General features: G+C 58.9%; 13 protein-coding genes. 7 read left to right on the top strand and 6 right to left on the bottom strand.

What is annotated here, in order from left to right; all coding sequences use genetic code 11:
• Nucleotides 1-48: 48 nt before the first annotated feature.
• The 6 genes from ACMFWR_RS20850 to ACMFWR_RS20825 all read right to left on the bottom strand — a co-directional run bounded on the left by ACMFWR_RS20850 (nt 49) and on the right by ACMFWR_RS20825 (nt 6,384).
• Complete coding sequence (locus ACMFWR_RS20850; protein ID WP_413197305.1) at nt 49-1,218, bottom strand: ABC transporter substrate-binding protein; 1,170 nt, start codon at nt 1,216-1,218, stop codon at nt 49-51.
• A gap of 231 nt (nt 1,219-1,449) precedes the next feature.
• Nucleotides 1,450-2,157, bottom strand: a complete 708-nt coding sequence (locus ACMFWR_RS20845; RefSeq protein ID WP_413196593.1) for an ABC transporter ATP-binding protein — start codon at nt 2,155-2,157, stop codon at nt 1,450-1,452.
• The gene (locus ACMFWR_RS20840; RefSeq protein ID WP_413196592.1) at nt 2,144-2,908 is read right to left on the bottom strand and encodes an ABC transporter ATP-binding protein; all 765 of its coding nucleotides are present in this window, start codon (nt 2,906-2,908) and stop codon (nt 2,144-2,146) included. The genes ACMFWR_RS20845 and ACMFWR_RS20840 overlap by 14 nt, the downstream gene beginning before the upstream one ends.
• Nucleotides 2,901-3,971 (bottom strand): branched-chain amino acid ABC transporter permease, encoded by a 1,071-nt coding sequence (locus ACMFWR_RS20835; RefSeq protein WP_413196591.1) that lies wholly within the window; start codon nt 3,969-3,971, stop codon nt 2,901-2,903. The genes ACMFWR_RS20840 and ACMFWR_RS20835 overlap by 8 nt, the downstream gene beginning before the upstream one ends.
• Nucleotides 3,968-4,837: a branched-chain amino acid ABC transporter permease gene (locus ACMFWR_RS20830; protein ID WP_413196590.1), complete on the bottom strand. Its 870-nt coding sequence runs from the start codon at nt 4,835-4,837 to the stop codon at nt 3,968-3,970. Before ACMFWR_RS20830 ends, ACMFWR_RS20835 begins: the two co-directional genes overlap by 4 nt.
• 491 nt (nt 4,838-5,328) lie before the next feature.
• Nucleotides 5,329-6,384 (bottom strand): NAD(P)-dependent alcohol dehydrogenase, encoded by a 1,056-nt coding sequence (locus ACMFWR_RS20825; protein ID WP_413196589.1) that lies wholly within the window; start codon nt 6,382-6,384, stop codon nt 5,329-5,331.
• A 334-nt stretch (nt 6,385-6,718) separates the two neighbouring features.
• On the opposite strand from ACMFWR_RS20825, the gene ACMFWR_RS20820 reads away from it, so the two are divergent.
• The 7 genes from ACMFWR_RS20820 (at nt 6,719) to cysC (ending at nt 12,402) form a co-directional block, all read left to right on the top strand.
• Nucleotides 6,719-6,913, top strand: a complete 195-nt coding sequence (locus tag ACMFWR_RS20820) for a hypothetical protein (protein WP_413196588.1) — start codon at nt 6,719-6,721, stop codon at nt 6,911-6,913.
• A 524-nt stretch (nt 6,914-7,437) separates the two neighbouring features.
• Nucleotides 7,438-7,959, top strand: coding sequence for an ABC transporter C-terminal domain-containing protein (locus ACMFWR_RS20815; protein WP_413196587.1), 522 nt, complete (start codon nt 7,438-7,440; stop codon nt 7,957-7,959).
• A 267-nt stretch (nt 7,960-8,226) separates the two neighbouring features.
• A complete protein-coding gene (locus ACMFWR_RS20810) occupies nt 8,227-9,330 on the top strand; it encodes an iron-containing redox enzyme family protein (RefSeq protein ID WP_413196586.1) in 1,104 nt (367 codons plus the stop codon).
• Nucleotides 9,331-9,683: 353 nt separating this feature from the next.
• Complete coding sequence (locus ACMFWR_RS20805; protein ID WP_413196585.1) at nt 9,684-9,890, top strand: type II toxin-antitoxin system Phd/YefM family antitoxin; 207 nt, start codon at nt 9,684-9,686, stop codon at nt 9,888-9,890.
• 47 nt (nt 9,891-9,937) lie between these two features.
• Nucleotides 9,938-10,531: a TetR/AcrR family transcriptional regulator gene (locus tag ACMFWR_RS20800; protein WP_413196584.1), complete on the top strand. Its 594-nt coding sequence runs from the start codon at nt 9,938-9,940 to the stop codon at nt 10,529-10,531.
• A gap of 109 nt (nt 10,532-10,640) precedes the next feature.
• Nucleotides 10,641-11,759 carry a TIGR03032 family protein gene (locus tag ACMFWR_RS20795; protein ID WP_413196583.1) on the top strand — a complete coding sequence of 373 codons (1,119 nt, stop codon included), beginning with the start codon at nt 10,641-10,643 and terminating at the stop codon, nt 11,757-11,759.
• The gene (cysC, locus tag ACMFWR_RS20790) at nt 11,749-12,402 is read left to right on the top strand and encodes an adenylyl-sulfate kinase (protein WP_413196582.1); all 654 of its coding nucleotides are present in this window, start codon (nt 11,749-11,751) and stop codon (nt 12,400-12,402) included. The genes ACMFWR_RS20795 and cysC overlap by 11 nt, the downstream gene beginning before the upstream one ends.

The raw sequence follows: 12,402 nt of genomic DNA, 5'->3' as shown, positions 1-12,402 counted from the left end.
GAAGAACGACCGCCGGGGAGCAATACGCTTCCGGCGGTCGACACCAACTTACTTCGAAGCCAACGCATTCATCTCCGACGGCTTGAGCTTGCTGCCCTGAACAACAGCGACCAGCGGCGTGGCGGCGACCATGCCGCCGTGTTCGTCGAGTCCGCCGATATTGTTCGGGTTGTTTTCGTGCGGCAGCTGCTTGATGCCTTTTTCGTATGCCGCGCGAATCGCTGCACCGTCGGTCGACGTGCCGGCAACCTTCATGGCCAGCGCCGCGGCGTAGACGGCCGTGTAGTTCAGCGACACTTCGCTGCTCGGATCGCGGTTGTCATGCGTCTTGCGGAAGCGGGCGACGAACGCCTTGGTGCCCGGCGTTTCGTCGGCCGAGACGGGCAGTACGCCGATCGCGCCTTCGAGCGGCTGATAGCCACCTGTGACCTTGGCAACTTCATCGAGCTTGGCCTGGTCGATCACGACGAAGCCACCCTTGAAGCCCAGTTCACGTGCTTGCTGTGCCACAAGCCCGGTCGGCTCCGACGGGCCGCCGATCAGCATCACATCCGGCTTTGCGGCGATCACGCGGCTCATGCCGCTATAGAAGTCGGTCGACTTGTTATACGACATCGGGTTCTCGACCACGATCTGACCACCAGCAGCTTCCCATGCAGGCTTGAACGCCGCAGTCCAGGCCTTGCCATAGTCCGAGTCCGTCGGCGCGATTGCGGCCTTCTTGCCGTACGTCGACATTTCGAATTTGACGAAGGCCGGGATATACGACGTGAATTCCGGCGGGATGCGCACGGTCAGCTTGTTGTTGCGCTGGGCGATCTGCGGCACGCTCGTGTACGCGAGCAGAAACAGGTTCTGCTGTTCGTTGCTCGTCTGCACCGCGAAGCAGCCGCCGGCGTGCGGTACGAGCACGACTGCGGTCTTGTCTTCTTCGACGAGTCGCTTGACGTTGATCGCCGTCTCAGCGGGGTTGTATTTGTCGTCGAGCGCGTCGATCTGGATCTTGACCTTCTTGCCGGCGATTTCCACGCCGCTCTGGTTAAGCTCGTCGGCCGCCATCTGCATGCCGTCGAGCACTTCCTTGCCGTACTTGGCCGCGCCGCCGCTCAACGGGCCGGAATAGCCGATATGCACGACTTCCTGCGCCATCGCACCGGTTGCCGCGCTCATCGCGGCGACAGCGCCGGCTACGGCTACCACGACACTCCATCGCTTCATTGTCTTCACGGGTCTCCTCCGTTGGGTCAGCGTGCCGCGGTCGGGGCCGCAGGTCACGCAGCAAGTTGCAGGGTAGGTTATAGGCAGATATTCAATGATTGTCAGACGGCTTTTGTTGAGTCTTCAGTCGCTTCAGCTTCGAGCTCAGTCTGCGGGCGATCGATCTCCAGAACATCTCCGGTCAGTCTCGACGCAGCGGCCAAGCGAAGCAACGCACGGTGTACGGCTCCATCAGCCGCCGACGTACGCTCGCCGAACCGCTTCGTTATTCATCAGGCTTTCCCTATTGCCTTCGAGCACAATGCGCCCGCTTTCGATGACGTACGCACGATGCGCTATGCGAAGGGCGGCGAATGCGTTTTGCTCGGCGAGCACGACAGTCGTCCCGTCTTTGTTGATCTGCTGGATCACGTCGAAGACTTGCTTGACGACGAGCGGAGCAAGGCCAAGCGAGGGTTCGTCGAGCAGCAACACTTTAGGGCGCGCCATGAGTGCGCGGCCCAACGCGACCATCTGCTGCTGACCGCCGCTTAACGACCCTGCAGGCTGATCCTTCTTTTGATCGAGAATCGGAAACAGGCCCATGACCTCGTCAAGCCGACGTCGATTCCCCACTTTGTCGGAGCGATGCACATACGCACCGAGCATCAGGTTCTTGAACACAGACATGCCCGGAAACAGCTTGCGTCCCTCAGGGCACTGGATCACGCCGTTGCGCACGATCTGCGACGGCTTCATGCCGAGCAACTCGTGCTGGCCAAATCGGATGCTTCCGCCCGCGGCTTTATGCAGTCCGCTAGTCGTCAGGAAAATCGAACTCTTGCCCGCGCCATTCGCGCCCAGCAGCACAACCAGCTCACCATCGTCGGCATGCATCGAAATGCCATCGAGCGCGCGGAAGCTTCCGTAGTCGAGTGCGACGTTGTCAAACTTCAGCATGCTCGCTCCCGAGATAAGCATCGATCACCGCTGGATTGCTCCGGATTTCCGCAGGCGTGCCCTCGGCGATTTTCTTGCCGTAGTTCAGCACCATGATCTTGTCGGCAAGCTTCATGATCATGTTCATCTTGTGCTCGACGAGGCACACCGTCAGGCCATGACGCACAAACTTGCGAATCAGCTCCGACAAGCCTTCCGTCTCTTCGGGATTCACACCGCCGGCCGGCTCGTCGAGCAAGACCAGTGTCGGTTCGGTCGACAGCGCAAGGGCAAACGCCACACGCTTGCGCTCTTCCTGCGAGATATCGCCGGCCAGGCGATGAGCGATAGTCGAGAGGCCGACGAAATCGAGCGCCTCGCGAGCCTTCTCACGGCACACGCGCTCGTCATTGTGCAGCTTGGCCGAGTGCGTGAGGACGTCCCAAAGGTTTGACTGGGTTCGCAGCCGATGCCCGACGATCAGGTTGTCGAGCACGCTTGCGTGGTTGAACAGCGTCGTGCTCTGAAATGTGCGGGCGATGCCCAGGCGCGCGATCTCGTCGACGCGCAGGCCGCCAATCTCCTGCCCACGAAAACGGATCTGTCCCGACGAGGGCGCAAACGTGCCGTTGATCAGGTTGAAGAACGTCGTCTTGCCGGCGCCATTCGGGCCGATGATCGCGTTGATCTTGCCTTGCTCAATGACCGTGCTGACATCGTCGACAGCGACGAGGCCGCCAAACTTGCGCGTGAGGTGTTCAATCTCAAGCATGACCTTTCTCCGCGCTTTGATGAGCGTGGTCGCCCGAGGGCACGTTCGTCGACGGTCCGTTAGCGCCATTCAAGCCTGTCGCACCGGAAGAACTCGCCGCTGGGGCCGCATTGCGATTCCCTCGGCCAGCGCGCCGATTCTTGCGCGAGTAGTAAAGCCCGACGAGGCCATTCGGAAGAAAGATGACCAGCAGAATCAGCAGCGGCCCGAACACGACAAATCGATATTCCTGAAGAAACTGCAGATACTGCGTAATCCACGGCACGACGATCGAGCCGAGCAGAGGGCCGAACAAGGTGCCCATGCCGCCGACGAGCATATACATCGTCATATCGAAGGTGTGATCGACGCTGGCCAGATCCGGTGCGAGAAACCGTAGAACGCCAGCGTAAAGCCCGCCCGCATAGCCCGCGTACAGCACGGACAACATAAAGGCGAGGACCTTGTTGCGCATCAGATTGATACCGATCGATTCCGCGAGCGTGTCGCTGTTCCGAATCGCCATAAACGTGCGGCCGAGCAGCGAGTTCACAACGCGGTGAAGCAGCCAGGTGCCCAGCGCAAGGAAAGCGAACGTCAGGTAGTACAACGGGATGGCACGATCAAACGAAAAGCCGAACATCGTCGGAGTCGGGATGCCGATGATGTCGCTGACACCGTGCGTGAGACCGTCCCATTTCTCGATGCCGAGATACAGGATGTAGCCGACGCACAGCGTGAAGATCGAGAAGTAGTGTCCCTTGAGTCGCAACGACAGAATGCCGACGAAGAACCCGAACACAAGGCACACGAGCCCCGAGCAGGCGAACGCAATCCAGAACGGCCATTGATGATCGACCGTCAGAATACCAACCGTATAGGCGCCGATCGCCATAAAGCCGCTGTGGGCGAGGTTGTATTGACCCGTATAGCCTGTGATCAGATTCAGGCCGATCGTCGCGAGCGCGAAGATATAGGCCGTCGACATGACCGTCAGCATGTAGTCGCGATGCGCGACGAGCGGGAACAACAGGCCGACGACGAACAGCAATGTCCAGCCAAGCTTGCCTTCGAGTCGGCTCATGATACGCGCGCTTCCCGATTGAAGATGCCTTGCGGGCGGACTGAGAGGATCAACACGAGCAGCGCAAAAGCGATGATGTCCTTGTAATCAGGGGAGAGGTAGAACGCGCCGAAGCTCTCGGCAAGACCGATGATGACGCCGCCGAGAATCGCACCAGGCACGCTGCCCATGCCGCCGAGGATCGTGATGACGAATGCCTTGAGAATCACGAGCTGGCCCATCGAAGGGAACACGAGGTTGATCGGCGCGAACAGCGTGGCGGCAACCGCTGCGAGCACGCCGGAGATGCCGAACGTGAGCAGTGCGACGCGCGTCGCATCGATGCCCATCAGCGAAGCGCCATCGCGGTTCTGAGCCATGGCGATGATCGTCGAACCCATGACCGTGTGCTTGAGAAACAGATGCAGCGCGAGCATCAGGCCGAAAGCGGCCGCAATGATCAACAGCCGCTGAATCGGCGCGGTCACGCCGGCCACTTCGATGATGCCCATATAGGGCGTGGCCATGCGGTGAAAGTCCGCGCCCCAGATCGCTTGTGCGCCGGCTTCAAGAAAGAGCAGCAAACCAATCGCCGCGATCATCGGATGCAGTTCCGACGAATTGCGCAGCGGATGGAAGACGAGTCGTTCAGCGAGCATCGCGACGATAGCGACGACAATCGCCGCACCAAGCATCGCTAGCCAATAGTTGACGCCAAGCGTCTCCATTAAATAGAGCGCGGCGAAAGCGCCAACCATATAGAAGGCGCCGTGTGCAAAATTCGGAATCGCGAGAATGCCGTAGACCAGCGTCAGGCCCAACGCAACGAGACTGTAAATGCCTCCAAGCGTCAGACCGTTGAGTACCTGCTGCAGAAACATATCCACTGTGTGCTCCCTGACTGCGGGTCGATTCGGGTCGACGAAAGAGGCTCAGCTTTTCTGCTTCAACGCGACCCAAGAGCGGGGTCCGCACGCGCAAATCGACATCAGGAAATATCGATGTAGCGACTACAAAAATTCGAACGCTCGTGCGCGTATCTGGCCGAAGAAATTTGTCATGACGCCCGCAGCCAGTCAATGGTGGAAGCCCCAAATGTTCTGCATTGCGGATCAATTCAGGGAAAGCACCTAGCGGTATAAAGCGGCGATTCGCTCGGTGTGTATGCACGGTCCGCGAAGCGCACTGCGCCGACGCGGCAAGCAATTGGAGGAAGTACTACGCGGCTAGGTAAACACCCTGACCGATGAGGCGAGGAGATGAGAGGGCGATTCGTCAGGTCTGCATTTCGGATGGATGTTCCGCTATGCAGACCTGATTGATAGGCCTGATGTGCCGGCCTGATATGTAGTCCTGCTGTATCGCGTTCCCGCTTGGGTTACGCTGCCTTCAATGTTTCCATATCGATGACGAAGCGATACTTGATGTCGCTCTTGAGCATCCGTGCATAAGCCTGTTCGATGTCCTGCATCGGAATCATCTCAATGTCGGAGACGATATTGTGCTCGGCGCAGAAGTCGAGCATCTCTTGCGTCTCCTGAATGCCGCCGATGATCGAGCCCGCGAGGCTGCGACGCTTGAAGAGCAGGTTGCCGACCGACGGCGACGGATGCGCGTGCTCGGGGACGCCAACCAGCGTCATGGCGCCGTCGAGCTTCAGCAGCGACGTGAACTGGTCGAGATCGTGCGACGCGGCGACCGTGTTCAGGATGAAGTCGAACGTACCTGCATGGGCTTTCATCTCGTCGGCGTTCTTCGACACGACGACTTCATCGGCACCCAGCTTGCGTGCATCTTCGCGCTTGGACTCCGACGTCGTGAAGGCAACAACGTGCGCGCCCAGTGCGTGCGCGAGCTTGATACCCATATGGCCAAGACCACCGATGCCGACAACGCCGACCTTCTTGCCCGGTCCGGCCTTCCAGTGACGCAACGGCGACCACGTCGTAATGCCGGCGCAAAGCAGCGGTGCGGCTGCGGCAAGTTGATCTTCCTTGTGCGTGACCGACAGCACGAAATGTTCGTCGACGACGATGGCCGCCGAATAGCCGCCGTAGGTGTTCTCACCCTTGCCCGACACGTGGCCGTTGTACGTGCCCGTGAAACCGGGTTCGCAATACTGCTCGAGGTTGGCTGCACACGAAGGGCAGGTGCGGCAGCTGTCGACCATGCAGCCGACGCCGACGATGGCACCGACCTTGTGCTTGGTCACGTCGGAACCGACGGCGCTCACGCGGCCGACGATTTCGTGGCCGGCAACTGCCGGGAAATGGATGCCCGGCCATTCGGCGCGCACCGTGTGCAGGTCCGAGTGGCAGACGCCGCAATAGAGGATATCGATCTCGACATCGTTCGGGCCGACGGCGCGGCGTTCGATCGTGTAGGGGGCGAGCGGCGTCTTGGGCGTTTGAGCCGCGTAAGCTTTGGTTTGCATGGCGATGAAATACCGAAGAGGAAGGTTGCTCGGCCGACTGGAGGGACGGATCCCTGTGCCGATCGGCGCAATGTACGGTTTTGCGGCATTGCGATTCAATGCGGATCGGAGCAAAAGACAATGAAGCGACGCGCACAAATGCTGACTGTCGGCACTCACGGCGAGAGCGTCGGATAAATAGGCAAATTGTTGCGGGGAATAGGCAAGCGTTTTGCGGCACTGAATCGAGCGAAATCGCCGTTGTGGTGACGTCGAAAAGGGTGAATCGCGGCGGAGCACGGATAATGCACAGTTGAACAGCCAGCGGCACGTCGCCGCCAACCGGGACACGAAGATGAATTACCGAGTCACTTATGAACACAGCCTGTCGACCGCGCCGGACGACTTTATCGTCCACGTTCCCGTCCAGGTCGTCAGCGACGTCCCCGAGGGCATCCAGCGCGAGGAGCTGCCCAATGTGATCACGAAGCTCATCCTCGAGCGCTCGCCCAGGATGGGGAAGATCCGGAACCTGCGAGTCTTGACGTAGTCGCGCCTCGTTTCTCTAAAATAAGTCTTTTCCGAATCCTGTGGGTATCAAGGCCGACGTTTCTGAGCCCTGAGCGGATGCTAGATTTTCGGATGCGTTTTATGCGTTCGCACTAAGTTATCTATGCATTGGTCAGGAGCGAAAAAAAATGAGTGCGGCTTTTCCTTGGGCTCAGATGGTCACTTGCCTTGTGATGTTCGCGATAGCAGAGGCTTTTTGGACCGTCGTATTCCGAATCATGGCCTGGTGTGATCGGCGCCGTCGCGTTGTTCCGAAAACTATCGGCAGGGAAGTGTGGGTGACCGTGTCGCGCAACGGCTTCGAGAGGGCGTGGAGGTTGTCCGCTGACATGCCGCGTGAGAAAGCCAGGCACGTGGTAGGCGAAGTCGTTAGCAAGATACTCACGTGAATGCGCGTATTTTTTCAAATTCGCACGCTGGCGAAACGTCCGGTAAGGGATCGGATATCAAGAAAGTGGGTGAGTGGTCGATACACACGTATCCCCAACTACATTACTTGCGATCGTGACTTCCATTTCGCCAGTTCAATCGGCCATTAGCCAGGCGCTCGCAGCGCAATCGTCGCAATCGGCCCGCACGTCGACAACAGCCCAGCAAGGCGCAAGCACGACGGCTGCCGGTACGAGCCAGACCTCGTCGCAAGACAACACGAATTCAGGCAGCTCGTCTTCAAAGTCGTCGGGCAGCGCGGCAGCAGGCGGCGCAGCCGCGGGCAGCAAGGGAGGTGGCGGCGGTGGCATGGCAGGGATGGGTGGTTCCAGCAGCTCCAGCAGCTCGAGCCAAAGTGCGGCCATCAAATTGCTCGAGGACACGATTCAACGCCTCGAATCAGAACTGTCATCGCTGCAAAGTCAGATCAGTAAAGCGCCGGACTCACCGGCGTCCGCGTCGCTTCGCGGACAGGTCACCACGATCCAGGCGTCGCTCCAGCAGGCCGAAGCCTCGTTGTCGCAGCTCATGACGGGTTCGAGCAGCGGAAACTCGACCAGCGACACGCTCGGCACCAACGTCGACACGATGATTTAACAGGCTCCGCAAGCGCGCCCGCATCGAGCCGCAATAGCGGCTCAATTTCGTTTACCGCCTCGTTTTTTAAAAAATACTAAACAGCGCGCTGTGTTCTGCGTAAGTTTCAAGGCAATTTGTAAGTAGAATTCGACACGACCTTTGAATGATGGGCCGCAAGAATCCTCCGACGTCAACGTCATTCGATCGTTTGATGGTTTTCCGATTCGAGCGCACATCTGCATCCCGAGCATGCGGATGCCATTTCCATTATTCGAAGGGTGCTTTATGAACGCAGTTATCGGTACGCCCGCGCGTGCACCGCAATCGCCGATTCGTGATTTTTCGACGTCGATCTTCGCCGCCAATGCCAATGCGACGACGTTGCTCGCGTCGCTGAGCGCCAAACTCGAGGATCCGTACCTCGAATCGCGCTTCGACCAGACGCCCTGGGATTTTGAAACGCTGCACAGCGAAGTCGGCGCCATGCTGGTTGCCGCGTTCGGCCGCCTTGAAGAGCCGGCGCTCCAATGCGTGCACGCCATTCTGTTTGCGCTGTATGAACTCCACGTTGCACCGATTGGCAGCGAACGCTGCGCCAACCAGTTCAACCCGTACCTGATTCGCCTGCAACGCGCGATCGAGCGTGCATGGCTCGACGCCGAATTGCGCCGCACGCGTCCGCTGCCCGCCGACGTGACGACCCCCGAAGGCCTCGTCGAAGCGATTCGTTCGGAATCGGCTCGCCACCGCGCCTCGAAGCACCCGATGTTCGATTTTCTCGAGCGCCACGCGACGACCGCACAACTCGTGCGCTTCTTCCGCAGCGACAGCTCGCTGAATATCCGCTTCTTCGATCTGATCGTATTGGCGCTGCTCGGCTCGGATCCGGCTGTGCGCGGCGAGCTGTCGCAAAACTTCTGGGACGAAGCCGGCAAGGGCGAGGCCAAGAACAGCCACGTGACGCTGTTCAAGTCGCTGCTCGAATCGATGGGCGCCCCGAATGAAGACGACGGCGAAGTGTCGCAACTGGGCTGGCAGGGCCTGGCCGGTCACAACCTGTTTATGCTGACGGGCCTGAACCGCATTCACGGCTTCAAGTCGCTCGGCGTGATGGCCGTGACCGAACTGCTCGATCCGTCGCAATACGACAAGCTCACGCGCGGCTGCCGCCGCGTCGGCATGGGCGCGAATAACCAGCTTGCCTATTACGAAGAGCACATCAGCATCGACGTGGTCCACGCCGAAGGCTGGCTGTCGAACGTGATCGTGCCGCTTGCACAACGTTATCCGGAGCGCATGAACGACATCTATGTGGGTGCCCAGATGCGCCTCAACACGTGCTCCGACTACTACGACGTGCTGCTCGAAACATTGATGCAGGCTGAATAAATTCAGCCTGCGCAAAATGTCACTCTGACACATGCTGCAATAACTGAATCAAATGGTTCGGTTATTGCAGCATTATTTTTTATGTCATGTTGGTATACCAACAAAACCAAATAACGTTTACATTCATTCAACTAAACGATTTCTTTCAAAATCGACGCTACAATTTCTGTCAAAAATAGTTCTTAAAATTTCTTTCAGAAAGCACTGGTTTAAATAGACAGCCCTGTATAGAATCGTCTGCGTATTACCGAGTGTGTAATTCACACACGGATGATTCCAAAACGTTCATCGGCGGATCGATGCCTCGAACAGGAACGATCCGTTTCGTAGTTCGCCGAAACAGGGGTGCGAATATGCAGACGCTGGCGACACACGGGGCGCGTACGATCACCACGCGCGATCTGAGCAAGAACCCATCAAAGGCATTGCGTGAAGCGACGGATCAGCCGCTGATCGTGATGCGGCATCAACGACCGATTGCGTGTCTGGTACCGATCGAACAATGGTCTGAGCTGGTCACTAAACTCAAACTGCTGCACCTCGACGCGAATCTGGTTTGATCGCGTAAGAGGGAGGCGGCACCCATCAGGGACGGAAAACCGGGACGATGACAGCGAACCGTGAGGCGGTAAGCAAAAAACAAATATTGGTCGACAAGGCGACGGAGCTGTTCTCGCAAGAGGGCTATCACGCCGTCGGGGTCGATCGCATCGTCGCGGAATCGGGCGTCGCCAAAATGACGCTCTATAACCACTTTGCCTCGAAGTCGGATCTCGTGGTGGCCGTGCTCGGCCAACGCGAGGCCCGCGCGGCGGAATCACTGCGTGACTTTGTCGCGAAGTACGATGCGCCCCTTGACCGCCTTCGTGCCGTTTTCGAATGGCATGACGTGTGGTTCAAGGAGGCCAACTTCACGGGCTGCATGTTTATCAACGCAGCCTCCGAATTCCCCGGGCACGATGACCAGATTCATCGCGCCGCAGCGCTGCAAAAGCTGCATTTGACCGAGCTGTTGCGCGAGGTACTCGAGCCGTTAGTGCCCGCAATGGCAGCGGACCGCATTGCTGCGCAATTGCTGATTCTCGTTGACGGCGCGACGGTTACCGCGCAGATCTCAGGTGATTCAGGGTCTGCGATGCTCGCGTGTGATATCGCGATGCAGCTCGTGGCGAATGCGATGAGTTCGCCGAGCGTGGCGTAACGTCGTTGTACGAACAAATCGAAATCCGTCTGCCTTATGTCGTCTCTATAGTGCCTACGCTCGGGGTAGTTCAACTCCGAACGACGCAAGCGCTAATAGAGGCCACAGCATGCAGACGGAAGAACAAGAACACGTAGACGACGATCTCGCCTGGTCACCGACGATACGGTTGCAGGACACGGGGCGGTTTTTGCAGGTGATCGAAAAGCTCGGTATTACGCTCGCGATCAGCCGCCGGCCTTCGGGCGTTGCATTGCTGGGTGTCACGAACGGCGAGCCAACATTGTCTGCGTGTTTGCTTCCGCGCTCGATGGGGATGGCTGTCGATCGTGACCGGCTGGCGATCGCCACGATGCGTGAGCTGGTCGTGTTCGGCAACGTCCGTAGCATCGCAAAGGACTATCCCCGCCGTCCGGACTTCTACGACGCAGTGTACGTACCTCGTCAGACATTCCACACGGGCTATTGCGATTTGCACGACATGGCGTTTGACGAACGCGTCGTCGTCGCCGTCAACACACGGTTTTCGTGTATCAGCGTGATCGATGGCTTCTTTAATTTCACGCCGATCTGGCAGCCACCGTTTATCAAGCAACTTTCCGGCGACGACCGCTGCCATTTGAACGGCATGGCGTTTCACAACCGGCTGATTCGTTTTGTGACGGCGCTCGGAACAACGAACACGCCGTATGGATGGCGCGACGGCATGGCCGAGAACGGCGTGCTCATGGAAGTCCCGTCGGGGCGCGTCGTGGCATCAGGCCTGTCGATGCCGCATTCGCCGCGTGTCATCGACAACAAACTCTACGTGCTCGAGGGCGGACGCGGACTCGTGCTTCAGATCGAACCCACTACAGGCGAACGCAGAGTGGTCGCGAAGCTGCCAGGATTCACGCACGGGCTCGCGGCGCATGGCGGTGTGCTCTTTGTCGGGCTGTCCAAATTGCGCGAAAAACGCGGGCCCCAGGGCCTGCCGATCGAAACCGAAGGCGACCTCGTCGCCGGTGTTGCTGCTGTCAACGCTCAAAATGGCGAGATCCTCGGCATCATGCATTTCCATACGGGCGTACGTGAAGTCTTCGACGTCCAGGTCATTCCGAATGTGCGCCGCGCCGAGATATTGGCTTTCGAGCAATGGGCCGAAACGCCATCGATCAACACGATGGACGCAGGGCAGTGGGACATGGGTGCTGTGGAAGAAGAGGCGGGTGACGGCGATGGCCAGTGAGTTCGGCGCCATGGCACTGTCGCGCTCGGAACGCGAGCGCGCGAACGGGCATCGAAGCGCCGTGTTCTGGCTCACGGGTTTGTCGGGAGCGGGCAAGACTACGGTGGCTTCCGGTGCGGAGCAACTGCTCTACACGATGGGGTATCAGGTCTGCGTGCTTGACGGTGACCACTTGCGCAAGGGCTTGAACGCCGATCTCGGCTTTGACGACGCCGACCGGCACGAGAGCATGCGCCGTGCGGGACATATGGCGGAGGCGTTTGCGAATACCGGCATGATCGTCCTCGTGGCATTGATTTCGCCATTTGATCGAGGCAGACAATATGCCCGTCAGGCCGTGTCGGCGGACTTCTATGAGGTGTATGTCGCCACAACGCTCGACCTGTGCGAAGCACGCGATCCGAAGGGACTCTATCGAAAGGCGCGGGCCGGCGAAATCCACGGGTTTACAGGCATTTCGTCTCCTTACGAAGTGCCCGTCGCGCCCGATACATCGATCGACACGCGTGGGCGCACGCCTTCGCAATCGATCGACGAATTCGTCCAGTACGTTCGCTCGAAGGTGGAGCTCGGGCGCCTGCCGCGGTACATCAGTGCAAACAACGCACGCGGAGTCGGTCGCCGCGATGCCATCGAGCAATGA

This window comes from Pararobbsia alpina, assembly GCF_965118125.1.
GTDB lineage: Bacteria > Pseudomonadota > Gammaproteobacteria > Burkholderiales > Burkholderiaceae > Pararobbsia > Pararobbsia alpina_A.
The sequence above is the reverse complement of the archived record's forward strand: the minus strand, read 5'-3'. Positions and strand labels throughout refer to the sequence as shown.